Genomic DNA, 25831 nt, shown 5'->3' with positions numbered 1-25831 from the left:
GCTCGGCACGGGGCCTGGCGGAGGGCAGGGGGCAGTCACGAGCGCGCACGGCGTCGCGTCCACCGGCCCACTCCACGAGACCCGGACGTCACAGGCACCCGGACCGGACGGCCGGGTGCGCTGTCGGCAGGACCTCGGACTGGAACAGGCGTGCGGACGCACGCGAGCACACCGTTGCGGGACAGTTCCGGACTCGCACCGGATTCCCCTGCGGCGACAGCGAGCACGAGCATACATCTGGTGCCGGGCTGCCACGTCACCCCCACATGTTGTGTCGGCCCACCGTGTCCGGGGCGTGTCCGGGGTGCGCCGGCGCCCTGCCGGGGAGGGACCCACGGGGGCAACGGGCGACCGTCCTGCGGGGGCCCGGCGTTCGTCGGGGGGCGCATCAGGCTGCGGGGGCGACGGTCCGCCCGGGAGGGTGTGCGGGCGTTCAGTGTGCGGGCCGCCGGCTCACCTGGGGGCGGGGTGTGTGGCCGGGCGCCGGCCTGCCGGGGGAGGGTGCCGTGAGTGTTGCCCGTGCGGGCCAGCGGGCTGCCGGGGAGTGCGCGACGGCCGCCCCGCGGGCCCCTTACGCGGTGCCGGTCCGCTGGGGCAGGTGCGTGGTGGTCGTTCGGCGCGGTCCGTGTACCTTCGCCATGCCGATCACGCGGGCGTCGCTCGAACGAAGCACCGGCTCGCCCCCCGGGGGGAGTCGCCCGTGCGGGGCAGCGGGCTTCCGGAAAGTAGGCGACGGCCGTCCCGCGAGCGCCTGTGGCCCGCCGGGAGCCCCGCCGGACCGGTCCACCGGGAGCAGCTTGCCGCCGGTCGGAGACGGCAGTCCCCGACTCCGGGCCGGAGCGCGTCGACGAGAGCGAGGGCGTTCACGACCGCGGCCCGCGTGGACGTTTCCGGTGCGGCACCGTGCCGCCCGGGCCCGTCCCCAAAGGCTTCGGCGGGCCAGACCGGTTGGTGCACGTCACCGATGTGGAGCCGGGTGCGGCGGTGACCCCCGATCCGGTCGTGCTGCGCCGGGCCGTGCTGCGCGCCCTGGCGGACAGGGCCCCGCCCCGCGACACCGGAGCACCCGCCGATGCCGGCACCGGAGCCCTCTCCGGCACCGGCGGCGGTGACGCCGTCGTCCGCCCGGCGGACTCGCCGCCCGCCCGGTGCCTGGCGGCGGGCCGCCGGAGGGGAACCTCCGGCGGCCCGCAGCACAGTGCGCTGCCGGAAACCTCAGTGGGCGGCGTCCGCGGTGGCCGGCGGCAGTTCCACCTGTACACCCGGGTCGCCGGCGTCGGCCGTGTAGTCCCCGGGGCTGGTCTCGTCGACGCCCTCGGGGGCCTTGACGGCCTTCAGGACGAAGGTGAGGACGACCGTGACCACCACGTTCAGGACGAACGCGGTGAGGCCGATGTAGCCGATCTCGCCGATGCCGGGGATCTCCTTGGCGCTGCCGCCGAAGTGCTTCTGCGTCGGCGAGGCGATCCCGTACGCGGCGATGGTGCCGTAGACCATGCCCGCCGCCCAGCCGGCGAGCAGAGCCCAGCGGTGGAACCAGCGGGTGAACAGGCCGCCGACCAGGGCCGGGAACGTCTGGAGGATCCAGATGCCGCCGAGGAGCTGGAAGTTGATGGCCACCGTCTTGTCCATGGTCAGGACGAAGACCAGGGCGCCGACCTTCACCAGCAGGGACACGATCTTGGAGACCCGGGTCTCCTGCTGGGGCGTGGCGTCCGGCTTGATGAAGTCCTTGTAGATGTTGCGCGTGAACAGGTTGGCCGCCGCGATGGACATGATCGCCGCCGGGACGAGCGCCCCGATGCCGATCGCCGCGAAGGCCACGCCCGCGAACCAGTCGGGGAACATGTCCTCGAACAGCTGCGGGATCGCCAGCTGCCCGTTGGTGACCTTCACCCCGGCCGCGATCGCCATGAAGCCCAGCAGCGCCAGCAGACCCAGCATCAGGGAGTACAGCGGCAGGATCGTGGTGTTGCGGCGGATCACCTCACGGCTCCTGGACGACAGGGTCGCGGTGATCGAGTGCGGGTACATGAACAGGGCCAGCGCGGAGCCGAGGGCCAGCGTGGCGTACGTCCACTGTCCCGCGGGGGCCGGCACGACACCGCCCACCCCGGTGGTGGTGAACTTCTGGCCCGCCTTGGCGAAGATGTCGTCGAACCCGCCGAGCTTGATGGGGATGTAGATGATGGCCACCGCGATGACGATGTAGATCAGCGCGTCCTTGACGAACGCGATCAGCGCGGGGGCGCGGAGCCCGGAGGAGTAGGTGTAGGCCGCCAGCACGCCGAAGGCGATGAGCAGCGGCAGGTCCTTCACGAACCAGTTGGTGTGCTCGCCGCCACCGACGCCCATGACGTCCAGCACCGCCTGGATGCCGACGAGCTGGAGCGCGATGTACGGCATCGTCGCCAGGATGCCGGTGACGGCCACCGCCAGCGACAGACCCTTCGACCCGAACCGGCCGCGCACGAAGTCGGAGGTGGTGACGTACCCGTGGCGGTGCGAGACCGACCACAGGCGGGGCAGGAAGGTGAAGATCAGCGGGTACACCAGGATCGTGTACGGCACGGCGAAGAACCCGGAGGCTCCCGCCGCGTAGATCGCCGCCGGTACGGCCACGAAGGTGTACGCCGTGTACAGGTCGCCGCCGAGCAGGAACCAGGTGACCCAGGTGCCGAAGGACCGGCCGCCCAGACCCCACTCGTCGAGGGTGTGCTCGTCGTCGGCCCGGCGCCAGCGCGCGGCCAGGAAGCCCATGACCGTGACGGCCAGGAAGAAGAAGATGAAGACGCCGAGCGCGACGCCGTTGACGCCGTCCTTCACTTCGCCGCCTCCTTGTCCCGGCCGGCGGCGGACCCGCCGCGGGCACGCTGGTCGCGCTGCCACAGTTGGTGCGCGAGCACGGTGAGCGCGGTGGAGATCAGCACCCAGAGCATCTGGTACCAGTAGAAGAACGGGATCCCGACGAACGTGGGGTCCGTCCCGGCGTACGAGCCGACCCACAGCATCGCCACGAAGGGCGCGACGAGACACAGGGCGATGACCACCCTGACCGGTGTCACCACCGGTGGTCTCACTTCAGGCGTTTCGGACATGCCACGGCTCCGTCCCCTCGCTGATCACCTGTGTAATGCGCAGGCAATCTAGGTGACGGCGTCGTGCCAGTGGAAGACCTCGTCCGCATATCGGTATGTCGATGCGGTGAAGGCGCGCTCCCGCCCCTACTCCACGGGCCGCTTCAGCCGCGCCACGAACTTGTAGCGGTCCCCGCGGTAGACCGAGCGCACCCACTCCACCGGGTCGCCGCGGCGGTCCAGGGAGTGCCGGGAGAGCATCAGCATCGGCAAGCCCACGTCGGTGCCGAGCAGGCCGGCCTCGCGGGGGGTGGCCAGCGAGGTCTCGATGGTCTCCTCGGCCTCGGCGAGGTGGACGTCGTAGACCTCGGCGAGCGCGGTGTACAGGGACGTGTACTTCGCCAGCGACCGCCGCAGGGCCGGGAAGCGCTTCGCCGACAGGTGCGTGGTCTCGATCGCCATCGGCTCGGCGTTGGCCATGCGCAGCCGCTCGATGCGCAGCACGCGCCCGCCGGCGGTGATGTCGAGCAGCCCGGCGAGCCGGTCGTCCGCCGTGACGTACCCGATGTCCAGCAGCTGCGAGGTCGGCTCCAGGCCCTGCGCCCGCATGTCCTCGGTGTATGAGGTGAGCTGGAGCGCCTGGGAGACCTTGGGCTTGGCCACGAAGGTGCCCTTGCCCTGGATGCGTTCGAGCCGGCCCTCCACGACCAGTTCCTGGAGCGCCTGGCGGACCGTGGTGCGGGAGGTGTCGAACTCGGCGGCCAGGGTCCGCTCGGGCGGGACCGGCGTGCCCGGTGCCTGCGTCTCCGTCATGTCGAGCAGGTGCTTCTTCAGGCGGTAGTACTTGGGCACGCGCGCGGTACGGACGGTCGTGCCGGTTTCGTTCTCCGCACTGCTGACGTCGGTGCTCATGCTCTGCCTTCCCGGCTCCGAGTGCCGAAAGCGACCGACATCCCATCGGCCACGGCACACATCGTGGCACGGGTCGCCGTGTCGGGACTCCCCCCGCACGCTCCGTGATCTCCTCTGTATACCGGTGCGCCCCCTGTTGGTCTAGTCCATCCGGGGCGCGGGAGGCCGAGGGGTGACGGCGTGCCCGGCCCGGTGTCGCACACCTCGCCGCCCCGCGTACCCCTGTTCCCCGGCTAGAGGCCCTGCCACTCCGGCTTGTCGGCGTACGTGTGCCGGAAGTAGTCGGCCAGCTTCAGCTTGGCGGCGGCGGCCTCGTCGACGACCACCGTGGCGTGCGGATGGAGCTGGAGCGCGGAGGCCGGGCAGACCGCCGCGACCGGGCCCTCGACGGTCGCGGCGACCGCGTCCGCCTTGCCCTCGCCGGTGGCCAGCAGCACCAGGTGCCGGGCCTCCAGGATGGTCCCGATGCCCTGGGTGATGACGTGGTGCGGAACCTGCTCGATGTCGCCGTCGAAGAAGCGGGCGTTGTCGATCCGGGTCTGCTCGGTCAGCGTCTTGATCCGGGTGCGCGAGGCGAGCGAGGAGCACGGTTCGTTGAACCCGATGTGCCCGTCGGTGCCGATGCCCAGCAGCTGGAGGTCCACCCCGCCGGCCTCGACCAGCGCGCGGTCGTACGCCTCGCACGCGGCCTGGACGTCGTCGGCCGTGCCGTCCGGCCCCACGAACGCGTCCATGCCGACGCCGAGCGGTTCGAGCACCTCGCGGCGCAGCACCGAGCGGTAGGACTCGGGGTGGTCGGCGGGCAGGCCCACGTACTCGTCGAGCTGCGCTATCCGCGCGTGGGAGGCGTCCACGGCGCCCGAGCGCACCTTGGCGGTCAGGGCCTGGTAGACGGGCAGCGGGGTCGAGCCGGTGGCCACACCGAGCAGGGCGTCGGGCTTGCGCCGCAGCAGCTGCGCCATGGCCTCGGCGATCAGCTCGCCGCCCGCCGCGGCGTCCGGAACGATGACAACTTCCACGCTGTGCCTGCCGTTCTGAAAGGGGGCTGTGTGCGTCTCCATGTGGTTTAGACCAATCTAGCAGAACCGGGGTTCCCGGGCGTGGGTCCGCGTAGGGCGCGGAACGGGCGGTGAGCGAGGGGCCGGGCCTCCTGCCGCAGCCACGGAACCGGGGGGAACGGGCGGCCTCCGCGGAAATTGCCCCGGCCATCCGGCCCCACGGGCGACCCGGGCGGGCTAGGCTTCCTGGCATCGCGTGCCAGTGGTCCGCGGCGTTCGCCCCCACCATGGACACGCGCTCATGGTCTAGTCCACAATCCATGAGAACAGGTCTCCGCCCTCCCCGCACAGGAAGGCGGACCGAGGAACCGGGCTCTCTGCCCTGACTGTCCCGGCTCCTCGACCTTCGGCCGACCGGGACCGCACACCCCACGGCCGATGATGCTCCGGGCTGCGGTGCCGGGAGGGTTGAGGGTCCCTTCCAGGCGCCGCGGCCCGCGGGTGTTCTCCGGCCCCCGCGCGGCCCCGGTACGCTCGCACACGTGCCCTCCATGAACGAACTCGTACGCCAGCACACCGCCCTCGACGACTCCGATCTCGAGTGGCTCCACCTGCTGGTCTCGGAGTGGCAGCTGCTCTCCGACCTCTCCTTCGCGGACCTGGTCCTGTGGGTGCCCACCAGTGACGGCACCCGGTACGTCTCGGTCGCCCAGATGCGGCCCAACACCGGCCCCACCTCCTACCAGGACGACATGGTCGGCCACCTGGTCCCGCGCGGCCGGCGGCCCATGCTGGACGCGGCGCTCGACGAGGGCCGGATCGTGCGCGAGGGCGATCCGGAGTGGCGCGAGGAGGTCCCCGTACGGGTCGAGTCCATCCCCGTGCGCCGTGAGGGCCGCGTCCTCGGTGTGATCGCCCGCAACACCAACCTGCTCACCGTCCGTACCCCGAGCCGGCTGGAGCTGACCTACCTCCAGAGCGCCTCCGACCTGGCGCAGATGATCGCCGCGGGCTCCTTCCCCTTCCCCGACCAGCAGGTCGACATGGACGCCTCCCCGCGCGCCGGCGACGGCCTGATCCGGCTCGACGCGGACGGCATCGTCCAGTACGCCTCCCCGAACGCCCTGTCCGCCTACCACCGCCTCGGTCTCGCCGCCGACCTGGTCGGTCACCACCTCGGCCGGACCACCGCCGAACTCGCCCCCACCCGGGGCCCGGTGGACGAGGCGCTCGCGAAGGCGGCCAGCGGCTGGGCGCCGCGCGAGTTCGAGATCGAGGCCCATGACGGTGTCATCCAGTTCCGGGCCATCCCGCTCAAACCCAAGGGGACCCGCATCGGTTCACTGGTGCTGTGCCGGGACGTCACCGAACTCCGCCGCCGCGAACGTGAATTGATCACCAAGGACGCGACCATCCGGGAGATCCACCACCGGGTGAAGAACAACCTCCAGACGGTCGCCGCGCTGCTGCGGCTCCAGGCCCGGCGCATCGATTCCGAGAGCGGCCGCGAGGCGCTGGAGGAGGCGGTCCGCCGGGTCGGTTCCATCGCCATCGTCCACGAGACGCTGTCGCAGAACCTGGACGAGCGGGTGGAGTTCGACGACATCGCCGACCGGGTGCTCGCGATGGTCGCCGAGATCTCGCCGGGCAAGGTGGCCGGCCGGCGCACGGGACGGTTCGGCATACTCGACGCCGAGGTCGCCACCCCGCTGTCCATGGTGCTCACCGAGGTCCTCCAGAACGCGCTGGAGCACGGTTTCCGCGAGGGGGACACCGGCACGGTCGAGGTCTCCGCGGTGCGCGGCGGCACCGCCAAGGAGGCCCGCCTCCTGGTCACCGTCCAGGACGACGGCGTCGGTCTGCCCGCGGGCTTCGACCCGCACCGCTCGGGCAACCTCGGGCTCCAGATCGTCCGCACGCTGGTGGAGGGCGAGTTGGGCGGCACCTTCGACATGGTGCCGGCGCCGGAGCGGGGGACCCGGGTGATCCTGGACGTCCCCGTACGCGCGGACAAGTGACCCGGGCCGCCCGGCGGGGGCGCGGGGGACCGGGCGCAGCAAAAAGCCCCGGACCGCCATTGGTCCGAGGCTGATGCTCGTTGCTGCTCCGCTGTGTCGCTAAGCGCATCGGGGGATACTGCGCGCTGCGGCTCGGGGGCGGGAGAAGCGTGCGTGCTGCACGCGCCGCCAAGCTCAGGCCGTCAAGAGGGGTGGGATGTCAGGCGGAGGCCTGACGGGCCCGGTTGCGGGCGGCGCGGCGCTTCATGGCACGGCGCTCGTCCTCGCTGAGACCACCCCAGACGCCGGAGTCCTGACCGGACTCGAGCGCCCACTGCAGACACTGCTCGATCACCGGGCAGCGGCGGCAGACGGCCTTGGCTTCCTCGATCTGCAGCAGCGCAGGACCGGTGTTGCCGATGGGGAAGAAGAGCTCGGGGTCTTCCTCGCGGCAAACGGCGTTGTGACGCCAGTCCATGGCTGCTACCTCTCCTTGGTATTACGTGCGGATTGCTTGTGAATGTGAACGCTTTCACGAATCCCTCAACAAGTGAAGGGCCGATCGCCGAGTCTCCCCGGCGTGGTCCTGTGGATTGAAGAGGGGTTCTGGTGATCAGTGGATGCCGATGTTGCGGGCCGTCCCGATCGCCACGTAGAGACTCGCAAACCTCAGCGGCGGATACAACCCCTTCCCGAAGATTTTTTTTGATTCCTCGGTGTCGACTAGGTCACAGCCGTACTTCCATGGGGTGGATCCTGGCCTAAACGTTCGAGTGAAAGGACTTTCGCCTCTTCCGCTCACACAATCACACGCAGTGCACGGCGTACGCCTGTGAACGTCACGCTGGTTCGCAGCCCCAGGTGGTCACCGTCCATCTGGAGGGGGAGGGGCGCCTTCGAATGCAAGGTGAACTGGTCCAGATCGTGCAGCGCCACCGCGTGCTTCCCATGGGGTCCGCGCTCGGGGGACGAAGTGAGCAACTGGGTGCCATACCGGGCAACCGCGGCCGTCGACAGGCGGCTGAGACCGAGCACGTCGATGCCGGCGTCGAACGACGCCCGGGGCGAGGTGTACATCGGGCGGTTGCCCAGATACGTCCACGGGGACGTGTTCGAGACTATGGCGACCACCAGTTCCTCGACCGGGTCCGCGCCGGGCCGCTCCAGGGTGATCGTGCCGTGCCGGCGGTTGGTCTCCCCGAGGAACTGCCGGACCACCTGGCGGACGTAGAGCGCGTGCGTCGACTTCTTCCCGCGCTCGCGCTGCTGCTCGACCCGCCCCACCACGCCCGCGTCGAAACCCAGCCCGGCGTTGAAGGTGAACCAGCGGGCCGGCACCGCCTCGTCCTCGGTGCCCCGCGGACCCGAGGTCAGACCGAGCCCGACGATCCGCTCGCTGCCCTCGCGCAGCGCGTCCAGCAGCGCGCCGGTCGCCTCGACCGGGTCGTTGGGCAGGCCCAGGGCGCGGGCGAAGACATTGGTGGAGCCGCCGGGGACCACAGCCAGACCGGGCAGCCGCTCCGGATCGGGGCCGGCGTGCAGCAGACCGTTGACGACCTCATTGACCGTGCCGTCACCGCCGAGCGCCACCACCAGGTCGATGTCGTCGCTCTCCGCCGCCTGCCGGCCGAGGTCGCGCGCGTGCCCGCGGTACTCGGTGGTGACCGCCTCCAGCTTCATCTCGCTCGCCAGCGCGTGGATCAGGACGTCACGCCTGCGTGCGCTTGTGGTGGTTGCCGCCGGATTGACCACGAGAAGTGCACGCATGCATGGCAGCGTACCTACTGGGGGGTATTGATCCCAGACCGAGGTAGGGAAGCGGTAAGAACCCGGCGGGTGAGCCTGGACACCCGGCTCCACCGGGCACCGCCGGGCGTGGGGGCGGGCGGGCTACCCTGCTGGGGTGAGCAGTGAGCAGAATCCCGCCCCGGACACCGCCGAGACCGCCCCGGCCACCGAGCCGCGCCCGCGCCGGCTGACGTACGCGGCGGCACTGGCCGCGCTGGAGGGAGCCGCCCTGGTGGGCGGCGGTCTGTGGGTGGTCGTCCGCGCGCTCACCGGTGACCCGGACGGCCGGCAGCAGGCCGTGACCCTGGGCATCACCCTGGTCGTCCTCGCGCTGCTGCCGCTGCTCGCCGCGCGCGGTCTGCTGCTGCGGCGCGGCTGGAGCCGGGGCCCCGCCGTGATCACGCAGCTGATGGCGCTCCCGGTGGCCTACAACCTGCTCCAGGCCGACAGCATGGCCATCCCGGTCGGCATCGCCCTGGCGGTGGTCGCCGTGGCGGCGCTCGTCCTGCTGGTCAACAGCGAGACGACCCGGGCCCTCGGGATCAAGGGACCGGGCCGGGCCGAATAGCGCCCACTGCCCGGTCTTCCTCACCCCTGCGCGGCGCTCACTCCTCGACGAGGAGCTTCTCCCGCAGCTGGGCCAGGGTGCGGGCCAGCAGCCGGGAGACGTGCATCTGGGAGATGCCGACCTCCTGCGCGATCTGCGACTGGGTCATGTTCCCGAAGAAGCGCAGCAGCAGGATGCGCTTCTCGCGCGGCGGCAGGTCCTCCAGCAGCGGCTTGAGGGACTCGCGGTACTCGACCCCCTCCAGCGCCTCGTCCTCCGCACCCAGGGTGTCGGCGACCGCCGGCGACTCGTCGTCCGTGTCGGGGACGTCCAGCGACAGCGTGGAGTAGGCGTTCGCCGACTCCAGGCCCTCCAGGACCTCCTCCTCGGAGATGGCGAGCTTCTCGGCCAGCTCGTGCACCGTGGGGGAGCGGCCGTGCAGCTGGGAGAGCTCGGCCGTCGCGGTCGTCAGCGCCAGCCGCAGCTCCTGGAGGCGGCGCGGCACCCGCACCGCCCAGCCCTTGTCCCGGAAGTGCCGCTTGATCTCACCGACCACGGTCGGGGTGGCGTACGTGGAGAACTCCACGCCGCGCTCCGGGTCGAACCGGTCGACGGACTTGATCAGACCGATCGTGGCGACCTGGGTGAGGTCGTCCAGCGGCTCGCCCCGGTTGCGGAACCGGCGCGCCAGGTGCTCCACGAGCGGCAGATGCATGCGGACCAGCCGGTTGCGCAGCTCCGCGTACTCCGCGCTGGTCGCGTCCAGCGCGCGCAGCTCCACGAACAGCGCCCGTGCCCCGCTGCGGTCGTGCGGGGTGTGGTGCGCGGCGTGCTGCCCGGCGTGCTGCGCGGCAGGCACGGCCTCCGCGGCCGGCGCGTCGTCGTCGGCGTGTCGCCCGTGCTCGCTCATCGTCCCGCCCGTAGCCCTTCCCCGAGCCCTCGCCCCCGCGCGGCCTGCGGAACCGGCACCGCCGTGTGCCTCCGGCGGCGCCGCCGGAGCGGCACCGTCGTCACCGGCCGGCGCCGAGCCGTCCTCCGGGTGCGGTCTGGCCTGCTCGGGGATGCCGTCGATGCCGTCCGCCATGCGCCGGGAGCCGTCCCGGGGGTCCTGCCCCGGGGTGTCGGCTCCGGTGTCACCCTCGACTGCGCCCGAGCGGGGGGACTCCCACGACCAGGGAGCACCCTCGTCCCCGGTCGGCCGCTCCCGCGTGCCGCGCTCTTCGTCCCGCACCGGCCCGTCCCCGTTCCTCACGCCGGCCCGGGACCCGCGCCGCGCTGTTTGTAGAGGCTGATCGACACCGTCTTGTCCTCGTCGACGGCGGACGAGACCTTCCCCGCGAGGGCCGACAGCACGGTCCAGGCGAAGGTGTCCCGTGAGGGAGCGTGGCCGTCGGTGGTCGGCGCCGACACCGTGACCTCCAGCGAGTCGTCGACGAGCCGGAAGACACAGCTGAGCACCGAACCGGGCACGGCTTGCTGGAGCAGGATCGCGCAGGCCTCGTCCACGGCGATGCGCAGGTCCTCGATCTCGTCCAGGGTGAAGTCCAAGCGGGCCGCCAGACCGGCCGTGGCCGTCCGCAGCACCGACAGGTAGGCACCCGCCGCCGGCAGCCGGACTTCCACGAAGTCCTGGTTCGCCGCGGGCTCGCCTGCGATCTGGGACACCCTCACCTCCATGGTGGTACAAAGCTTTATGGGGCCGAGGGTCTCGCCCCCCGGGGTAACGCGTACGAGTTCAAGCGGTGACGCTATCGCGCTGCGAACATTCCTGTCCCCGGGACCCCGACCCCCTGGCGTCACTCACAGTAAAGCTGTGGATACGCTCCGTGTCTAGAGGGTCTGCGGACCCAAATGGAAAGAGCGCGCGCCGGGTTGACGTACCCAGGCGCCACCTGCTCGAACCGTCGTGCGGCGACCACCCCATGCAGTGTCACACGAGAACCCGCCCGGACGGGAAACACTCAGACCAGGACGTGGTCCACGAAGCACCACCGCCAGTCCTCGCCGGGCTCGAAGGTCCGCATCACCGGATGACCGGTCCGCTCGTGGTGCTCCGTCGCGTGCCGTCCGGGCGAGGAGTCGCAGCAGCCGACGTGGCCACAGGTGAGGCACAGCCTCAGCTGCACCGGGTGGGTGCCGTTGCGCAGGCACTCCGGGCAGGTCTCGCCGAGCGGCTCCGGCTCCGGGAGCGGCAGCGCGTCGGCGTGCGTGCACTGTTTCATGATTGCCAGATTACGACGGGCGTGCGGGTGACCGCGCGGAATACGAGGGTGGGCGAAGACCATGGACGTGATGCCACTGCTGTTGCTGGTGGCGGGCAGTGCCGCGGTGGCCGGGGCGGCCCGGCGCACTCCCGTGCCGGCGCCCCTGCTGCTGGTCGCGGTGGGGCTGGTGGTCTCGGGCATCCCCGGTGTGCCGTCCTACACCCTCGATCCGCACATCGTCCTGCCGCTGCTGCTGCCCCCGCTGCTGTACACCTCCGCCGCCGACAGCTCCTACCTCGACCTGCGCGCCCAGCTGCGACCGGTGGCCCTGCTGTCGGTCGGTTACGTGCTCTTCGCGACCCTGGTCGTCGGCTGGGCCGCCTACCTGATCGTGCCCGGACTGCCGCTGCCCGCCGCCCTGGTGCTGGGCGCGGTGGTCGCCCCGCCGGACGCGGTCGCGGCCACGGCGGTCGCCCGCCGGGCCGGCCTGCCCTCCCGGATCACCACCATCCTCCAGGGCGAGTCCCTGCTGAACGACGCCACCGCGATCACCGCGTACAAGGTGGCGCTCGGCGCGGCGATCGGCGCGGGGGCCACCTGGGGCGGCGGCATCCGCGACTTCCTGCTCGCCGCGGTGGGCGGCGTCGGGATCGGCCTCGTCCTCATGGCACCCCTGCACTGGCTGCGCACGCGCCTGACCGAGGCTCTCCTCCAGAACACGCTCTCCCTGCTGATCCCGTTCGTCGCCTACGGGGTCGCCGAGCAGGCCCACGCCTCCGGAGTGCTCGCGGTCGTCGTCGTCGCCCTCTACCTCGGCCACCGCGCCTGGGAGGTCGACTTCGCCACCCGGCTCCAGGAGGAGGCGGTGTGGAAGATGGTCGCCTTCGTGCTGGAGTCCGCCGTCTTCGCCCTGATCGGCCTCCAGCTGCCTATCGTCCTCAAGCGGCTGGGGGAGTACGAGGGCGCCGCCGCCGTGGGATACGCGGTCGCCGTCTTCCTGGTCGTCGTCGTGGCCCGGTTCGTCTGGGTCTACCCGGCCGCCTTCCTGCCCCGGATGATGTCGGCGCGCATCCGGGAGCGCGAGGACAACCCCACCTGGCGGGGCGCGATGGTCACCGCCTGGGCCGGCATGCGCGGTGTCGTCTCCCTGGCGATCGCCTTCGCCATCCCGCCGACCATGGCCGACGGCCCGCGCAACCTGGTCCTCTTCCTGACCTTCACCACGGTCATCGGCACGCTGGTCGTACAGGGCGTGACCCTGCCCCCGCTGATCCGGCTCCTGAGGTTCCCCGCCCGCGACCGGCGCGCCGAGACCCTCGCCGAGGCCAACGCCCAGGCCCAGGCGTCCCGGGCCGCCGACAGCCGCCTGGACGAACTCCTCACCGACGACCGCAACGCCCTGCCTCCGCCGCTCGCCGACCGGCTGCGCACCGTCCTGGAGCGCCGCCGCAACGCCGTCTGGGAACGGCTCGGCCAGGTCAACCCGGTGACCGGTGAATCCGTGGACGAGACCTACCGACGGTTGTCCCGCGAGATGATCAGCGCCGAGCGCGAGGTCTTCGTCAAACTCCGCGACCACCGTCACATCGACGACGAGATGCTGCGCGCCCTGCTCCGGCGCCTGGACCTGGAGGAGGCGGCCGCCTACCGGGAGGCCGGTTAGGGCCCGTCGTCCGGGTCCGGCCGGCCGGTCACCACGGCGGCGACCGTCGTCCCGCGCGCGAAGGCCCCCTCCTCCGCCAGCGCGAGCAGTCCGTACAGCAACTTGGCGACATAGAGACGTTCCAGGGGCAGTCCGTGCCGCTGCTCGAAATCCTGTGCGAAGGCCAGCAGGTCCGGTGTCGTACGGGCATAGCCCCCGCAGTGGAAGCGGTCGGCCAGCGACCAGGTGCCGGTGCGCGCGCCGAAGGCGGCTTCCTGGAGCCGTTCCACGGCCGCTTCCAGGAAGCCGCCCCTGAGGACCGGCACGCCGAGCGCGCGCTGGTCGGGCGATATCCCGGCGGCCAGGCCGGCGAGGGTGCCGCCGGTGCCGCAGGCGACCGCGACGACGTCCGCCCGGCCGCGCAGCTCCTCGCCGAGGGCGCGACAGCCTCGGACCGCCTCGGCGTTGCTGCCGCCCTCGGGGACGACGTACGCCCCCTCGGCCCCGGCCGCGCGCAGGACGGCGGCCAGGGTCTCCGGCTCGTCCTTGCGGCGGTACGTCGCCCTGTCCACGAAGTGCAGGCGCATCCCGTCGGCCGCGCACCGGGCCAGGGACGGGTTGAGCGGGCGGCCGGCCAGCTCCTGGCCCCGGACCACACCGGTGGTCGGCAGCCCGAGCAGCCGGCCCGCCGCGGCGGTGGCCCGCAGGTGGTTGGAGTAGGCCCCGCCGAAGGTGACCAGCGGACGGCCCCGCGCCGCGGCGATGTTGGGCACCAGCTTGCGCCACTTGTTGCCGATCAACTCCGGGTGGACCAGGTCGTCCCGCTTGAGCAGCAACCGCACCCCGCGCCGGGCGAAACGGTCGTCATGGACCGCGTGCAACGGGGAGGGGAGGCGGGGCGCGAGCGGATCCGGGCTGGTCACGCACCCCATTGTCCCCCGACCCCGACGGCCTGCCGCCCTGCGCGGGCGACGGCACGGTTCCGGCGCAACGCCCGCCCGCAGCTGCGGCGATGCCCAGCGACCACCCCGATACGACGAGCGTCCGCGCGACGGCAGCCGACGGGCCGTCGACCGTCATCGAGGCGCCCACCGGGGGGTCCCGGGGCAGACGCGGGCCCGCGTCCGGTCGACGGCCGAGCGCGTGGACCGGTTGGCTGGAGCGCCTCTACGGCCGGGCGCAGCGGGCGGGCGACCAGTTGCCCCGGAGAACCCACCGGGCGGGCGGGGAGCCGTCGACAGACTGCCCACTGTGCCCGCCGGCGGGCGACTGGGGGCGCCGACCGGCTGCCGGAATCGCGCGCTGCGTACGACCAGGGCATCGACGGGCGTGGGCCGGCTGTCTGACGCGCACACAGGGCCGGTCCCGGGGCCGTCGGCACGCCTGGAGCGGCCGCCCAGGTGGCTGTCGAGAACCGCCCGCCGTGTTCACCGGCCGGCCACTGAGGAGCTCGATCGGTTGGCTGAGGCGCCGCACGGCCGGGCGTCGACGGGCCGGTGGCGGCTCTCCGGCGTGCGGACGGGGCGGCGTCGGCGGGGTGCCGCCGGTGACCGGCCGGCTGCTCCGAGCGGCTACCGGCCGGCCCGGCTTCCGGGTGCGCGACGGGCTGTGGTCCGGTGAGGACGTCCAGTGACCCGGAACCGTCACGGCGGCGGTCACCCGTCAGGCGTCGGCCGGCCGCCCCTCGCCCTCGGGCCGGACGGTGGGGCGTGGGGGCGCCAGCCCTTCAGTCCTTGAGTCGTTCCCGTACCCGGTCCCTCAGCCACGCCATCGTGAAGCCCCGGGGATCGATCTTGCCCGGTTGCCACTCCAGGTGCCCGATGACCGACCGTTCTGTCCACCCGTGGTGCCGGCACACCGCCGCGGCGACCCGTTCGATCGCGTCCAGCTGCGGTTCCGGCCACGGGTCCTCCCCGTCGCCGAGGTTCTCGCACTCGAAGCCGTAGAAGTGCCGGTTGCCGTCGGTGTTCGCCTCGTTGTCCGGTGGCAGCCCCCGCTCGGCGATCACCGCGCGCAGCACCTCGTCGTCGCCGAGCCCGGCGTGGTTGGCGCGCCCGTAGCCGACCAGGTGGACCGTGCCGTCCTTGGTGATCACGCCGTGGCACAAGGGACCGGGCAGCGCCGCATAGCCGTCGCGGCACATGTCCACCGTGGCCGCGCTGCCCCGGGTGACGGTGTGGTGGATCATCACGCCGTGGACGGGCCCCCAGGGCCCCTTGTGATTGCGGTTGTGGTGCTGCCAGTCGCCGATCTCGACGACCGTGACGCCCTCCGCCCGCAGCGCGTCCAGAAATCCGCTCGCCGACATGGGTGGGGCCATGACCGACTCCTTCTGCCGTGCCCGTCCGGCCGCCGGTCGCGACCGATCCGCTCTGGCTGCTTCTACCGAAACCGGACGTGTGCGGACACATCGTTCGTACGGTGTGCGAGCCGATCCGGACAGGCGGCGCATCCGGTGCCATCGGGGAGGGGCGGGGCAAGTCCCTCATTGTGCCCAGTAGTGCGATGATCCATTCCCGCTCTTTCGGGTAATGGTGCGGCGACACACCGTGATGAAAGGCTCGACCCGAGACCGGAGCTCCGTGCGACAGGGCGACCGGGCATACATTGGGAGGGCATTTCTCTATGTCGGTAGGCGAAGAGGTCCGCACGGATCAGGGCAGGCCGCAGCAGTCCCTCGGGACGGCGGCAGCGCGGAACCTGGCCACCACCACCAAGTCCGTTCCGCAGATGCAGGAGATCAGCTCCCGCTGGGCGCTGCGCACGCTCCCCTGGGTGGACCTCCAGGGCGGTACGTACCGGGTGAACAGGCGGCTGACCTACGCCGTCGGCGACGGCCGCGTCACCTTCGTGAAGACCGGTGACCAGGTGGAGGTCATCCCGGCCGAACTGGGCGAGCTCCCGGTCCTGCGGTCCTACGAGGACGAGGAGGTGCTCACCGAGCTGGCCCGGCGCTGCCGCCGACGGGACTTCGCGCCGGGCGAGGTCATCGCCGACTTCGGCAACCGGACGGAAGAGGTCTACCTGCTCGCCCACGGCAGGGTGTCGAAGGTCGGCACGGGTCCGTACGGCGACGACGCGGCCCTCGGTGTCCTCGCGGACGGCGCCTACTTCGGCGACCAGGCGCTGGTCGACCCCGACGCCATCTGGGAGTACACGGCCCGCGCGGACACCGCGACCACGGTGCTGGTCCTGAGCCGCCAGGACTTCGAGCAGGTCGCCGAGCGTTCGGACACCCTGCGGGAACACCTCGACCAGGTGCGCGCGCTCCCGCGGCAGCGGACCAACAAGTACGGCGAGAAGGAGGTCGAGCTGGCGGCCGGCCACTCCGGCGAGCCCGACATCCCGCACACCTTCGTCGACTACGAACCCCGGCCCCGCGAGTACGAGCTGAGCATCGCCCAGACCGTGCTGCGCATCCACACCCGCGTGGCCGACCTGTACAACCAGCCGATGAACCAGACCGAGCAGCAGCTGCGGCTCACGGTCGAGGCGCTCAAGGAGCGCCAGGAGCACGAGCTGATCAACAACCCGGAGTTCGGTCTGCTCAGCAACTGCGAGTACGGCCAGCGCATCCAGCCGCACGACGGCGCACCGTCCCCGGACGACATGGACGAACTGCTCAGCCGCCGCCGCGGCACCAAGCTGTTCCTCGCCCACCCGCGCGCCATCGCCGCGTTCGGACGCGAGCTGAACAAGCGCGGACTGGTCCCGGAGACCATCGACATCGGCGGCAACCGCATCCCCACCTGGCGCGGGGTGCCGATCTACCCGTGCAACAAGATCCCGATCAGCGAGGCCCGTACGACGTCCATCCTCGCGATGCGTACGGGCGAGGCCGACCAGGGCGTCATCGGCCTGCGGCAGTCCGGCATCCCGGACGAGATCGAACCGAGCCTGTCCGTGCGGTTCATGGGCATCAACGAACAGGCCGTCATCAAGTACCTGGTGACGGCGTACTACTCGGCGGCCGTCCTGGTGCCCGACGCGCTCGGAGTGCTGGAGAACGTCGAGATCGGCCGGTGGGGGTGACGTCTGCGCACGTCGCCGCCGTGTCCCCGGGGACACGGGCGGGTAGGCCCCCGGGACAGCCGTCCGGTCGGGCCGGCGACACCGGCCCGCACGGACCTGGCGAGGGGGAGGCATGGCCGAGTTCATGACGGAGACCGGGCAGCGAGCCCCCGGGGTGCCGCGTCCCGGCATCCCGGGGGACCCGGGGGACAGAGCAGGGGAGGTCGCCGCCGGTCCGGCCGACGGGCACGAGGCGACGGCACTGCTGGAGCGCACCCGCGCGCTCGTCGACCCGCAACTGCGCGCGGCCGTCGAGACGTTGCCCGGCTCCATGCGCCGCGTCGCGCTCTACCACTTCGGCTGGCAGCAGGCGGACGGCACACCGGCGGCGGGCAACGCGGGCAAGGCGGTGCGGCCCGCGCTCGTCCTCGCGGCCGCCGCCGCGCTCGGAGGACCGGCGGCCCGGGCGGCGGCCGTCCGCGCGGCGGTGGCGGTCGAACTCGTCCACAACTTCACGCTGTTGCACGACGACGTGATGGACCGGGACACCACCAGGCGGCACCGGCCCACCGTCTGGACGGTGTTCGGCGACGCCGACGCCATCCTCGCCGGGGACGCTCTCCAGGCGCTGGCCCTGCGGCTGCTCGCCGAGGACCCGCACCCGGCCGCGGCCCCGGCCGTGGCCCGGCTCGCCGGCTGCGTCATGGAACTCTGTGCCGGCCAGCACACCGACACCGCACTGGAGCGCCGCGCCCCGGACGCGGTCACCCTGGACGAGGTCCTCGTCATGGCGGAGGCCAAGACCGGCGCCCTGCTGGGCTGTGCCTGCGCGCTCGGCGCGCTGTACGCGGGCGCCGGCGCGGACGAGGTGGCCGCCCTGGACGGCTTCGGCCGGCAGGCCGGGCTCGCGTTCCAGCTCATCGACGACGTCATCGGGATATGGGGGGACCCGCGGCACACCGGCAAGCCGGCCGGCGCGGATCTCGCGGCGCGCAAGAAGTCGCTCCCGGTGGTGGCGGCGCTCACCTCCGGCACCCCCGCGGCGGCCGAACTCACCGCGCTGTACGCGAAGCCCTACGTCGAGGCGGAGGCCGGGGACGGGGAGATCGCGCGGACGGCGCTTGCGGTGGAGCGGGCCGGCGGCCGGGACTGGGCGCAGGCCGAGGCGGCCGACCGGATGGCCCGCGCGATGCAGGAGCTGGCCCGCGCGGTACCCGTCCCGGAGGCTGCCGGGGGTCTGCTGGCGCTCGCCGAGTTCGTGACCCGGCGCAGCAGCTGAGGTCGCCGCCCCGGCAACACCTGGAATCCGGAGTTCCGGGACCTGTGCGGCTCCTGACCCCGCACGGGCGCCCGGGTCTCCGGCCAGACGGGCCCCGCGCACCCCCACAGTGCGCGGGGCCCGCCGCTCCGCCGGGACGTAGACGGCGCGCTCGTGCGGGCGTGCGGCGGGAAGCGCTGAACCCGCCGCGGACCTACCCTGAGGGCATGGGCAGCGAACAACCCGTCTGTCCCGTCTGCGGACAGCCCGTCGACACGGTCGTCAGGCGGCACAAGACCCTGGGTACCTGGGTGCCGGTATGGTCCTCCGGTCCGTGCCACAGCCCCGACTGCGTGTCCCGCACCGACCCCGCCCACTCCGACCCCGCCCGGCCCGCCGGTGCCCCGGTGCGGCGGGGGGACGGCGGCCCGGAGCGTCCGCCGGCGACGGGGACGGGGAACAGCGCCGTCTGAGCACGGGACGGCCAGGGGGCGCCGTAGCGTGGGCGCATGCCGAAACTTCCGCACATCCTGCACGTCACCGAGCGCTCCCTGTGGGAGGCGGCGCGCGAGCGCGGCACCTATGAGCTGTCGACCCGTGGCCGCACCCTCCAGGAGGAGGGATTCATCCACTTCTCCACCCGGGACCAGCTGCCACGTGTCGCCGCCTTCCTCTACGGCGACTACGACGGCCCGGACGAGCTGGTGGTCCTCGTGGTGGACCCCGCCCGCGTCGGGGCGCCGGTGCGGTACGAGGCGGCCGAACCGGGCGGGGAGGAGTTCCCGCACGTGTACGGGCCGGTGCCGGTCGCGGCCGTGGTGGACGTGGAGCCCTGGGGGTGAAGCGGCGGGGGGACGTGCGCCGCCGGACGTGGTGGTGGGCCGTGACGGTGTGGACGGTGGCCGTGGCGGTCGGCGGCGGCCTCACGCTCGTCCTCCAGGACGAGGCCCGGCCCGGAGGCCCCTACGTGTGGGAGAACGGGGACGACTCCTCGCACCCACCGGACCCGGACGAGGATCCCTCCGCCTGCCGGACGACCGGGGCGGCACCGGAGTCCGGCCGCGGCCCCCTCGCCTGCGCCCGTGCCACGGCCCTGCCCTGAGGCGGCACGGCGGCGCCCGCCCCCGTCGTGCCGTACCGCGCGGGGGGTCAGCCCGCCGGTCGCTCGAGGAAGCGCAGCTGGTTGCCGGCCGGGTCGCGGAAGGCGCAGTCGCGGACCCCGTACGGCTGGTCCGTCGGCTCCTGGATGACGTCGGCGCCGGCCTCCCGCACCCGCTGGTACAGGGCGTCGCAGTCGCGGGTGGTGAAGATCACCCCGCGCAGCAGGCCCTTGGCGAGCAGCTCGTTCAGTGCCTGCTTGTCGGCGGGGGAGGCGTCGGGGCTGGCGTCCGGCGGCTCCAGGACGATCTCCACGTCGGGCTGGAGCGGAGAGCCCAGGGTGACCCAGCGCATCCCCTCGAAGCCCACGTCGTTGCGGATCTCCAGGCCCAGCACATCGCGGTAGAAGGCGATGGCCTTGTCGTGGTCGTCCACGGCGAGGAAGCACTGCGCGAGTTTCACGTCCATGGACTCACCCTAGGACCGCGGACCGCGCCGTGCCTCAGTACGGGCGGCGCCGGGGCCGGGTCAGCCGGCGGGCCACGCAGGACGGGATCACCGCGCTCTCCTCGTGGTCGCGGGCCCGGTACGCGCTCGGCGTCTCGCCGACCAGCTCGGTGAACCGGGAGCTGAAGGAGCCGAGCGAGGTGCAGCCGACGGCGAGGCACACCTCGGTCACGGTGAGGTCGCCCCGGCGCAGCAGGGTCTTCGCGCGCTCGATCCGGCGGGTCATCAGATAGCTGTACGGCGTCTCGCCGAACGCCTTGCGGAAGCTGCGCTGGAAGTGGCCCGGGGACATCAGGGCGTCGCGGGCCAGCCCGGTCATGTCGAGCGGCTCGGCGTACTCGCGGTCCATCCGGTCCCGCACCCGTCGCAGCCGTCTGAGATCCTCCAGGGCGGTCATCCGCTCAGCCTGTCACACCACCGCCCGCGGCCTCCAGGGGCGGGAAAGACCGCACCCGGCCGTGACGAACGCCGTGTTCGGCGCGCCGCGGACCGGGTGCGGACGGGAGACCTGGCGACCGGGGAACCGCGGACATCGCGGACCGGCCGTCGTGATCGGGGATCAGGCCTTCTTGGTCTCCCAGAAGATCTTGTCGATCTGCGCGATGTAGTCCAGCGCCTTCTGACCCGTCGCCGGGTCGGTGGACGCCTTGGCGGCCGACAGGGCCTTCAGGGTGTCGTTGACCAGCTGGTGCAGCTCCGGGTACTTCTCGAAGTGCGGGGCCTTGAAGTAGTCGCTCCAGAGAACGGAGACGTGGTGCTTCGCCAGCTCCGCGCGCTGCTCCTTGATGATGGTGGCACGCGCCTGGAAGTGAGGGTCGTCGTTACCGGCCATCTTCTCCTGGACGGCCTTGACCGACTCCGCCTCGATGCGGGCCTGGGCCGGGTCGTACACGCCGCAGGGCAGGTCGCAGTGGGCGCTGACCTTGACCTTGGGGGCAAACAGGCGGGAAAGCATGGAGCATTCCTTCCTCGTGATCGTCTTCTCAGGTGCGACATTACTCCCTGAGGGACCGGTTTTCGTGAGTGCCCCCTAGGGCTTAGGACGAAAGTCCAGGGTCAGACTGGGACCGGTGGAGGAACGGACCGGGGAGGTGCCGGGGATGCCGGAGCTGTCGCGGGAGACCGAGCGGGGCGGGGCCGTGGCGCCCTTCGGGCTGGCCGAGGTGTCCGGCCCGTCGATGGTGCCCACGCTGCGCCACGGGGACCGGCTGCTGGTGCGGTACGGGGGTGCGGTCGCACCGGGGCACGTCGTGGTCCTGCGCCATCCGTTCCAGCAGGACCTGCTGGTCGTCAAGCGGGCCGCGGAACGGCGCGAGGGCGGCTGGTGGGTGCTCGGGGACAACCCGTACGCGGGCGGGGACAGCACCGACTACGGGGTGGTGCCCGAGGAGCTGGTGCTCGGCAGGGCGCTGCTGCGGTACCGGCCGCGGCGGGCCGGTCAGCGGCGGCCGCTGACGCTGCTGCGCTGGGCGGTCTCGGCGGTGAGGCCGCTGCCGGCCGACCGGTCGGCCTCCAGGCGCTTGCGGGCGCGGTAGGCGGCGACGTTGGCGCGGGTGGCGCAGCGGTCGGAGCAGTAGCGCCGGGAGCGGTTGGTGGAGGTGTCGAGGTAGGCGTTGCGGCACGGCGCCGCCTGGCACAGGCCGAGGCGGTCCACGCCGTACTCGGTGAGGTGGAAGGCCAGGCCCATCGCCGCGATCGCCGCGTACCCGGCGGTGGCGTTGGAGGGGTGGTCGGCCAGGTGCATGTGCCACAGCGGCCGGTCGTCCTCGTCGCGGTGGTCGTGCCCGGAGATCTGGGGGCTGACCGGGAACTCCAGCAGCAGCGAGTTCAGCAGGTCCACGGCGAGGGTCTCGTCGCCGGTGTCGGCGGCCTCGAAGACCGAGCGCAGCCGGCCGCGGACCGAGCGGAAGCGGGTGACGTCGGCGTCGGTGGCGCGGCGGGCCGCGGACGCGTTGACGCCGAAGAGGTCGCGGACGGCCTCGACGGAGGTCAGGGAGTCCTTGCCCCGGACCGGCTCCTCGCTGTTGACGAGGCGTACGGCGTAATCCGAGTAATAGGCCAGTTCCACTTGTAGTCCTTACGAGGGCGCTTTATCGTCGGTCTGCGGTCGAGTAACAGCCGGTCGTGCTTCCAGGGTATTACGCGAATTGAGAGGAGACGGGATTCCATGACCACGGGCACCGGTACGGACTGGGCCGCCTGGCAGCAGAGCTGGGACCGGCAGCAGGAGGGCTACCTGCCCGACCGCGAGGAACGCTTCCGGATCATGCTCGACATGGTCGAGGCGCTGGTGGGGGCGGCCCCGCGCGTGCTCGACCTCGCGTGCGGCACCGGCAGCATCACCGCCCGGCTGCTCCAGCGCTTCCCGCGGGCGACCAGCACCGGCGTCGACCTCGACCCCGCGCTGCTCACCATCGCGCGCGGCACCTTCGAGGGCGACGACCGCGTCACCCTCGTCACCGCCGACCTGCTGGACCCCGACTGGCCGGCGCGGCTGCCGTACGACTCCTACGACGCCGTCCTGACCGCGACGGCCCTGCACTGGCTGCACGGTGAACCCCTCGCGGCCCTCTACGGTCAGGTCGCGGAACTGGTCCGCGACGGTGGCGTCCTGATGAACGCGGACCACATGATCGATGACAGCACGCCCCGGATCAACGCGGCCGAGCGCGCCCAGCGCCACGCACGCATGGATCAGGCCAGGCGGGACGGCACCCCGGACTGGGCCGAGTGGTGGCAGCTGGCGGCCGCCGACCCGGTCCTCGCCGAGCCCACCGCCCGCCGCTTCGCGATCTTCGGCGAGCACGCGGACGGGGACACGCCGTCGGCCGCCTGGCACGCGCGGGTGCTGCGCGAGAAGGGGTTCGCCGAGGTCCGCCCGGTGTGGTGCTCCCCCTCGGACACCCTTTTGCTGGCCCTGAAGTGACGGCCGGCCGGTGACGGCACGGGATGCGCCGCCACCGGGGCCGGGCAACGGAGAGGGGCGGTACGGCCACGGCCGTACCGCCCCTCTCCCACTCCGCTACAGCACCTTCGACAGGAAGGACTGCGTCCGCTCGTGCTGCGGGTTCGTAAGGACCTCCCGCGGATGGCCGGATTCGACCACCACGCCGTCATCCATGAACACCAGGCTGTCACCCACCTCGCGGGCGAAGCCCATCTCGTGGGTGACGACCACCATGGTCATGCCGGACTCGGCGAGATCCCGCATGACGTCCAGGACGTCACCGACCAGCTCCGGGTCCAGGGCCGAGGTCGGCTCGTCGAACAGCATCAGCTTCGGGTCCATCGCCAGCGCCCGGGCGATCGCCACGCGCTGCTGCTGGCCGCCGGAGAGCTGCGAGGGGTAGTGCCCGGCCCGGTCGGCCAGGCCCACGCGCTCCAGCAGCTGCACGGCCCGCTCCCGGGCCTGCGTCCGGCCGGCGCCCCGCACCTGCACCGGCGCCTCCATGACGTTCTCGAGGGCCGTCATGTGCGGGAACAGGTTGAAGCGCTGGAAGACCATGCCGATGTCCCGGCGCTTCATGGCGACCTCGCGGTCGCGCAGCTCGTACAGCTTCTCGCCCTGCTGGCGGTAGCCGACCAGCTCGCCGTCGACGTACAGCCGCCCGGCGTTGATCTTCTCCAGGTGGTTGATGCACCGCAGGAAGGTCGACTTGCCGGAGCCGGAGGGGCCGATGAGGCAGAACACCTCGCCCGGCTTCACCTCCAGGTCGATGCCCTTGAGCACCTCCACGTGGCCGAAGGACTTGTGGACGCCCTCCGCCCGCACCATCGGGACGGTGTCCCCGGCCGGGGTGTCCTGCGTCTTGCTCAGCTTGTCGGTCATGCCATGCCACCCTTCGGCCGGCCCAGGGAGAGCATGTTCGTCCTGACCTTCTGCCACGGTGTCGGTGGCAGCTGGCGGCTGGAGCCGCGGGCGTAGTAGCGCTCGACGTAGTACTGGCCGACGCTCAGGACCGAGGTCATGATCAGGTACCAGGCCGCGGCGAGGAAGTACATCTCCACCGGGGCGCCGGAGTTCTGGCCGATGTCCTGGGCGTAGCGGAACAGTTCGGGGTACTGGACGGCCGCCACGAGCGAGGTCGTCTTCAGCATGTTGATCACTTCGTTGCCCGTCGGCGGCACGATCACGCGCATCGCCTGCGGGATGATCACCCGGCGCAGCGTCTTGCCCTGGCTCATGCCGAGGGCGTGGGCCGCCTCGGTCTGGCCCTCGTCCACCGCGAGCAGACCGGCCCGGCAGATCTCGGCCATGTAGGCCGCCTCGTTCAGACCCAGGCCGAGCAGCGCCGTCAGCAACGGCGTCATGAAGTTCGACCAGTAGTCCTTGTAGAACGGCATCAGGTTGATGTACTCGAAGACCAGGCCCAGGTTGAACCAGAGGAACAGCTGGACCAGGACCGGGGTGCCGCGGAAGAACCAGATGTAGAACCAGGCGATCGAGGAGGTCACCGGGTTCTTGGACAGCCGCATCACCGCCAGGACGATGCCGCCGACGATGCCGATCACCATGGACAGGACCGTCAGCAGGAGGGTCTTGCCGACACCGGTCAGGATCCGGTCGTCGAAGAAGTAGTCCGGTACGGCGTGCCAGTTGATCCTGCCCTGGCCGAACGCGTAGACGATCGCGACGAGGATCGCGATCGCGATGACGGCGGAGACGTACCGCCCGTAGTGCCGGACCGGGATGGCCTTGATGGCCTCCGCGCCGGCCCGGGGCGTGCCCTGGGGGCCCGCCGTCTTGTCGATGTCAGTCACGGGTATTGCCTCTCGGTGTCCGCTGGCGCTGACGCGGGTCACTTGCCGCCGTTGACCGCGGACTCCTTCACGGCGCCGTCCTCGGCGCCCCACTTCTCGAGGATGGTCTTGTACTCACCGTTGCGGATGATCGCGTCCATCGCGGCCTTGAGGGCGTCGCGCAGCTGCGTCTCCTTCTTGGAGACCGCGATGCCGTACGGGGCGGCCTGCACCTGGTCGCCGACGAGCTGGAAGTCCTTGCCGCCGCCCGAGTTCTTGACCGCCCAGGCGGCGACGGGGAAGTCCGAGGAGGCCGCGTCCACACCGCCCGAGCGGAGCCGGGTCTGGGACTGCTGGTCGTCGTCGAAGGCCTCGACGGTCAGCTTCTTGCCGGCGGGACACTTCTTGGCCTCCTGCTTGGCCAGGTCCTCCGAGACGGTGCCCCGTTCGACGGCCAGCTTCTTGCCGCACAGGTCCGACCACGTGCTGATGCCCTTGGTGTCACCCTTGCGGGTGTAGATCGACACACCGGCGTTGAGGTAGTCGACGAAGTCGACGCCCTCGCCGACCTTCTTGCCCGTGTCGGGGTCGACGCCCTCCTGACGGTTCTTGTTGTCCGTCATCGCCGACATCGCGATGTCGTTGCGGCCCGAGCGCAGACCGGTGAGCAGGGCGTCGAAGGTACCGTTCTCGAACTCGAACGTCACCCCGAGCTGCTTGCCCATGGCCGCCGCCAGGTCCGGGTCCAGGCCGACGACCTTGCCGGAGGAGTCCTTGAACTCCACCGGGGCGTACGCGATGTCCGAACCGACCCGGATCTTGCCGGCGCTGCGGATGTCCTGGGGGAGCTTGTCGGCGAGCGGCGCCGTGCTGGTGGACGCGCCGCCGGAGTTCTTGTCCTTGTCCTTGGTCTGGTCACCGCAGCCGGTGATCAGCAGGGCGCCTGCGACCGCGATCGCACCGGCCGCGGCCAGACGTGAGCGCGCGGCGCTTGTACGACGGGTGGAGCTTGCGGTCATCGTGGTTCCTCCGGCGGATGGGAAGAGTTGCCG

General features: G+C 71.8%; 28 protein-coding genes and 1 riboswitch. Of the genes, 10 read left to right on the top strand and 18 right to left on the bottom strand.

Annotation, left to right across the window (positions count from 1 at the left end; all coding sequences use genetic code 11):
* Positions 1–107 precede the first annotated feature (107 nt).
* Positions 108–250: riboswitch (cobalamin riboswitch) on the bottom strand.
* Positions 251–1215: 965 nt separating this feature from the next.
* From mctP to nagB, 4 genes are all read right to left on the bottom strand, one after another.
* Positions 1216–2826, bottom strand: a complete 1611-nt coding sequence (gene mctP / locus ACIQVT_RS09925; RefSeq protein WP_403750194.1) for a monocarboxylate uptake permease MctP — start codon at positions 2824–2826, stop codon at positions 1216–1218.
* The gene (locus tag ACIQVT_RS09920; protein ID WP_403750192.1) at positions 2823–3098 is read right to left on the bottom strand and encodes a DUF3311 domain-containing protein; all 276 of its coding nucleotides are present in this window, start codon (positions 3096–3098) and stop codon (positions 2823–2825) included. Before ACIQVT_RS09920 ends, mctP begins: the two co-directional genes overlap by 4 nt.
* Positions 3099–3224: 126 nt before the next feature.
* Positions 3225–3989 (bottom strand): GntR family transcriptional regulator, encoded by a 765-nt coding sequence (locus ACIQVT_RS09915; RefSeq protein WP_403750190.1) that lies wholly within the window; start codon positions 3987–3989, stop codon positions 3225–3227.
* Between the two features lie 233 nt (positions 3990–4222).
* Entirely contained in the window at positions 4223–5008 is a 786-nt protein-coding gene (gene nagB, locus ACIQVT_RS09910) for a glucosamine-6-phosphate deaminase (RefSeq protein ID WP_403750188.1), read from the bottom strand.
* Between the two features lie 530 nt (positions 5009–5538).
* On the opposite strand from nagB, the gene ACIQVT_RS09905 reads away from it, so the two are divergent.
* Positions 5539–7005: a sensor histidine kinase gene (locus ACIQVT_RS09905; protein ID WP_403750923.1), complete on the top strand. Its 1467-nt coding sequence runs from the start codon at positions 5539–5541 to the stop codon at positions 7003–7005.
* Positions 7006–7204: 199 nt separating this feature from the next.
* On the opposite strand, the gene ACIQVT_RS09900 is transcribed toward ACIQVT_RS09905, so the two are convergent.
* On the bottom strand, positions 7205–7462 hold the full coding sequence (locus tag ACIQVT_RS09900) for a WhiB family transcriptional regulator (protein ID WP_003992873.1): 258 nt from the start codon (positions 7460–7462) through the stop codon (positions 7205–7207).
* A 320-nt stretch (positions 7463–7782) separates the two neighbouring features.
* A complete protein-coding gene (locus tag ACIQVT_RS09895; RefSeq protein ID WP_403750186.1) occupies positions 7783–8751 on the bottom strand; it encodes a diacylglycerol/lipid kinase family protein in 969 nt (322 codons plus the stop codon).
* 136 nt (positions 8752–8887) lie between these two features.
* Here ACIQVT_RS09895 and ACIQVT_RS09890 point away from each other — a divergent pair, with 136 nt between their 5' ends.
* The gene (locus tag ACIQVT_RS09890; protein WP_403750183.1) at positions 8888–9340 is read left to right on the top strand and encodes a hypothetical protein; all 453 of its coding nucleotides are present in this window, start codon (positions 8888–8890) and stop codon (positions 9338–9340) included.
* A gap of 37 nt (positions 9341–9377) precedes the next feature.
* On the opposite strand, the gene ACIQVT_RS09885 is transcribed toward ACIQVT_RS09890, so the two are convergent.
* The 3 genes from ACIQVT_RS09885 to ACIQVT_RS09875 all read right to left on the bottom strand — a co-directional run bounded on the left by ACIQVT_RS09885 (position 9378) and on the right by ACIQVT_RS09875 (position 11541).
* Complete coding sequence (locus ACIQVT_RS09885) at positions 9378–10550, bottom strand: RNA polymerase sigma factor SigF (RefSeq protein WP_403750180.1); 1173 nt, start codon at positions 10548–10550, stop codon at positions 9378–9380.
* Positions 10551–10567: 17 nt separating this feature from the next.
* Complete coding sequence (locus tag ACIQVT_RS09880) at positions 10568–10984, bottom strand: anti-sigma regulatory factor (RefSeq protein WP_009190566.1); 417 nt, start codon at positions 10982–10984, stop codon at positions 10568–10570.
* Positions 10985–11280: 296 nt separating this feature from the next.
* Positions 11281–11541, bottom strand: coding sequence for a UBP-type zinc finger domain-containing protein (locus tag ACIQVT_RS09875; RefSeq protein WP_403750177.1), 261 nt, complete (start codon positions 11539–11541; stop codon positions 11281–11283).
* Positions 11542–11602: 61 nt separating this feature from the next.
* Here ACIQVT_RS09875 and ACIQVT_RS09870 point away from each other — a divergent pair, with 61 nt between their 5' ends.
* Entirely contained in the window at positions 11603–13186 is a 1584-nt protein-coding gene (locus ACIQVT_RS09870) for a Na+/H+ antiporter (RefSeq protein ID WP_403750174.1), read from the top strand.
* Here ACIQVT_RS09870 and ACIQVT_RS09865 read toward each other — a convergent pair.
* Positions 13183–14088 (bottom strand): 1-aminocyclopropane-1-carboxylate deaminase/D-cysteine desulfhydrase, encoded by a 906-nt coding sequence (locus tag ACIQVT_RS09865; protein ID WP_403750171.1) that lies wholly within the window; start codon positions 14086–14088, stop codon positions 13183–13185. The two genes, ACIQVT_RS09870 and ACIQVT_RS09865, sit on opposite strands and share 4 nt — an antisense overlap.
* Before the next feature lie 803 nt (positions 14089–14891).
* Positions 14892–15485: an N-acetylmuramoyl-L-alanine amidase gene (locus ACIQVT_RS09860; protein ID WP_403750169.1), complete on the bottom strand. Its 594-nt coding sequence runs from the start codon at positions 15483–15485 to the stop codon at positions 14892–14894.
* 305 nt (positions 15486–15790) lie between these two features.
* Between ACIQVT_RS09860 and ACIQVT_RS09855 the strand changes: the two genes are divergently transcribed.
* From ACIQVT_RS09855 to ACIQVT_RS09835, 5 genes are all read left to right on the top strand, one after another.
* Positions 15791–17197 (top strand): family 2B encapsulin nanocompartment shell protein, encoded by a 1407-nt coding sequence (locus ACIQVT_RS09855; RefSeq protein ID WP_403750166.1) that lies wholly within the window; start codon positions 15791–15793, stop codon positions 17195–17197.
* Positions 17198–17309: 112 nt separating this feature from the next.
* A complete protein-coding gene (locus ACIQVT_RS09850) occupies positions 17310–18455 on the top strand; it encodes a family 2 encapsulin nanocompartment cargo protein polyprenyl transferase (RefSeq protein ID WP_403750164.1) in 1146 nt (381 codons plus the stop codon).
* Between the two features lie 206 nt (positions 18456–18661).
* Positions 18662–18907 (top strand): hypothetical protein, encoded by a 246-nt coding sequence (locus tag ACIQVT_RS09845; RefSeq protein ID WP_403750161.1) that lies wholly within the window; start codon positions 18662–18664, stop codon positions 18905–18907.
* A 36-nt stretch (positions 18908–18943) separates the two neighbouring features.
* Positions 18944–19276 (top strand): DUF952 domain-containing protein, encoded by a 333-nt coding sequence (locus ACIQVT_RS09840; protein ID WP_403750159.1) that lies wholly within the window; start codon positions 18944–18946, stop codon positions 19274–19276.
* Positions 19277–19317: 41 nt separating this feature from the next.
* Positions 19318–19536, top strand: a complete 219-nt coding sequence (locus ACIQVT_RS09835; RefSeq protein WP_403750156.1) for a hypothetical protein — start codon at positions 19318–19320, stop codon at positions 19534–19536.
* A gap of 47 nt (positions 19537–19583) precedes the next feature.
* On the opposite strand, the gene ACIQVT_RS09830 is transcribed toward ACIQVT_RS09835, so the two are convergent.
* The 3 genes from ACIQVT_RS09830 to sodN form a co-directional block, all read right to left on the bottom strand.
* Positions 19584–20000: a VOC family protein gene (locus ACIQVT_RS09830; RefSeq protein WP_403750153.1), complete on the bottom strand. Its 417-nt coding sequence runs from the start codon at positions 19998–20000 to the stop codon at positions 19584–19586.
* Positions 20001–20034: 34 nt separating this feature from the next.
* Complete coding sequence (locus ACIQVT_RS09825) at positions 20035–20436, bottom strand: helix-turn-helix transcriptional regulator (protein ID WP_403750151.1); 402 nt, start codon at positions 20434–20436, stop codon at positions 20035–20037.
* Positions 20437–20598: 162 nt separating this feature from the next.
* On the bottom strand, positions 20599–20994 hold the full coding sequence (sodN, locus tag ACIQVT_RS09820; protein ID WP_046418451.1) for a superoxide dismutase, Ni: 396 nt from the start codon (positions 20992–20994) through the stop codon (positions 20599–20601).
* A 145-nt stretch (positions 20995–21139) separates the two neighbouring features.
* On the opposite strand from sodN, the gene sodX reads away from it, so the two are divergent.
* Positions 21140–21574: a nickel-type superoxide dismutase maturation protease gene (sodX, locus tag ACIQVT_RS09815; protein ID WP_403750921.1), complete on the top strand. Its 435-nt coding sequence runs from the start codon at positions 21140–21142 to the stop codon at positions 21572–21574.
* Here the strand turns inward: sodX and ACIQVT_RS09810 are convergent.
* The gene (locus tag ACIQVT_RS09810; protein ID WP_403750147.1) at positions 21478–22107 is read right to left on the bottom strand and encodes a CGNR zinc finger domain-containing protein; all 630 of its coding nucleotides are present in this window, start codon (positions 22105–22107) and stop codon (positions 21478–21480) included. The genes sodX and ACIQVT_RS09810 overlap by 97 nt on opposite strands.
* Before the next feature lie 99 nt (positions 22108–22206).
* Between ACIQVT_RS09810 and ACIQVT_RS09805 the strand changes: the two genes are divergently transcribed.
* Positions 22207–22965 carry a class I SAM-dependent methyltransferase gene (locus ACIQVT_RS09805; protein ID WP_403750145.1) on the top strand — a complete coding sequence of 253 codons (759 nt, stop codon included), beginning with the start codon at positions 22207–22209 and terminating at the stop codon, positions 22963–22965.
* Positions 22966–23061: 96 nt separating this feature from the next.
* Here ACIQVT_RS09805 and ACIQVT_RS09800 read toward each other — a convergent pair whose 3' ends face one another.
* The 3 genes from ACIQVT_RS09800 to ACIQVT_RS09790 are packed head-to-tail and all read right to left on the bottom strand — an operon-like array spanning position 23062 to position 25798.
* On the bottom strand, positions 23062–23868 hold the full coding sequence (locus tag ACIQVT_RS09800; RefSeq protein ID WP_403750142.1) for an amino acid ABC transporter ATP-binding protein: 807 nt from the start codon (positions 23866–23868) through the stop codon (positions 23062–23064).
* On the bottom strand, positions 23865–24800 hold the full coding sequence (locus tag ACIQVT_RS09795) for an amino acid ABC transporter permease (RefSeq protein WP_403750138.1): 936 nt from the start codon (positions 24798–24800) through the stop codon (positions 23865–23867). Before ACIQVT_RS09795 ends, ACIQVT_RS09800 begins: the two co-directional genes overlap by 4 nt.
* A 38-nt stretch (positions 24801–24838) precedes the next feature.
* Complete coding sequence (locus ACIQVT_RS09790) at positions 24839–25798, bottom strand: ABC transporter substrate-binding protein (RefSeq protein ID WP_403750136.1); 960 nt, start codon at positions 25796–25798, stop codon at positions 24839–24841.
* Between the last annotated feature and the right edge of the window lie 33 nt (positions 25799–25831).

The organism is Streptomyces sp. NPDC100445 (assembly GCF_044759735.1).
Lineage (GTDB): Bacteria > Actinomycetota > Actinomycetes > Streptomycetales > Streptomycetaceae > Streptomyces.
The sequence above is the reverse complement of the archived record's forward strand: the minus strand, read 5'-3'. Positions and strand labels throughout refer to the sequence as shown.

What these genes read in the sequence shown, in the direction of transcription:
- ACIQVT_RS09920 (WP_403750192.1), bottom strand. Translation starts at nt 3,098, where the DNA reads ATGTCCGAAACGCCTGAAGTGAGACCACCGGTGGTGACACCGGTCAGG.
- ACIQVT_RS09915 (WP_403750190.1), bottom strand. Translation starts at nt 3,989, where the DNA reads ATGAGCACCGACGTCAGCAGTGCGGAGAACGAAACCGGCACGACCGTC.
- ACIQVT_RS09905 (WP_403750923.1), top strand. Translation starts at nt 5,539, where the DNA reads ATGAACGAACTCGTACGCCAGCACACCGCCCTCGACGACTCCGATCTC.
- ACIQVT_RS09900 (WP_003992873.1), bottom strand. Translation starts at nt 7,462, where the DNA reads ATGGACTGGCGTCACAACGCCGTTTGCCGCGAGGAAGACCCCGAGCTC.
- ACIQVT_RS09895 (WP_403750186.1), bottom strand. Translation starts at nt 8,751, where the DNA reads ATGCGTGCACTTCTCGTGGTCAATCCGGCGGCAACCACCACAAGCGCA.
- ACIQVT_RS09875 (WP_403750177.1), bottom strand. Translation starts at nt 11,541, where the DNA reads ATGAAACAGTGCACGCACGCCGACGCGCTGCCGCTCCCGGAGCCGGAG.
- ACIQVT_RS09870 (WP_403750174.1), top strand. Translation starts at nt 11,603, where the DNA reads ATGGACGTGATGCCACTGCTGTTGCTGGTGGCGGGCAGTGCCGCGGTG.
- ACIQVT_RS09860 (WP_403750169.1), bottom strand. Translation starts at nt 15,485, where the DNA reads ATGGCCCCACCCATGTCGGCGAGCGGATTTCTGGACGCGCTGCGGGCG.
- ACIQVT_RS09855 (WP_403750166.1), top strand. Translation starts at nt 15,791, where the DNA reads ATGTCGGTAGGCGAAGAGGTCCGCACGGATCAGGGCAGGCCGCAGCAG.
- ACIQVT_RS09850 (WP_403750164.1), top strand. Translation starts at nt 17,310, where the DNA reads ATGGCCGAGTTCATGACGGAGACCGGGCAGCGAGCCCCCGGGGTGCCG.
- ACIQVT_RS09845 (WP_403750161.1), top strand. Translation starts at nt 18,662, where the DNA reads ATGGGCAGCGAACAACCCGTCTGTCCCGTCTGCGGACAGCCCGTCGAC.
- ACIQVT_RS09840 (WP_403750159.1), top strand. Translation starts at nt 18,944, where the DNA reads ATGCCGAAACTTCCGCACATCCTGCACGTCACCGAGCGCTCCCTGTGG.
- ACIQVT_RS09830 (WP_403750153.1), bottom strand. Translation starts at nt 20,000, where the DNA reads ATGGACGTGAAACTCGCGCAGTGCTTCCTCGCCGTGGACGACCACGAC.
- ACIQVT_RS09825 (WP_403750151.1), bottom strand. Translation starts at nt 20,436, where the DNA reads ATGACCGCCCTGGAGGATCTCAGACGGCTGCGACGGGTGCGGGACCGG.
- sodN (WP_046418451.1), bottom strand. Translation starts at nt 20,994, where the DNA reads ATGCTTTCCCGCCTGTTTGCCCCCAAGGTCAAGGTCAGCGCCCACTGC.
- sodX (WP_403750921.1), top strand. Translation starts at nt 21,140, where the DNA reads ATGCCGGAGCTGTCGCGGGAGACCGAGCGGGGCGGGGCCGTGGCGCCC.
- ACIQVT_RS09805 (WP_403750145.1), top strand. Translation starts at nt 22,207, where the DNA reads ATGACCACGGGCACCGGTACGGACTGGGCCGCCTGGCAGCAGAGCTGG.
- ACIQVT_RS09800 (WP_403750142.1), bottom strand. Translation starts at nt 23,868, where the DNA reads ATGACCGACAAGCTGAGCAAGACGCAGGACACCCCGGCCGGGGACACC.
- ACIQVT_RS09790 (WP_403750136.1), bottom strand. Translation starts at nt 25,798, where the DNA reads ATGACCGCAAGCTCCACCCGTCGTACAAGCGCCGCGCGCTCACGTCTG.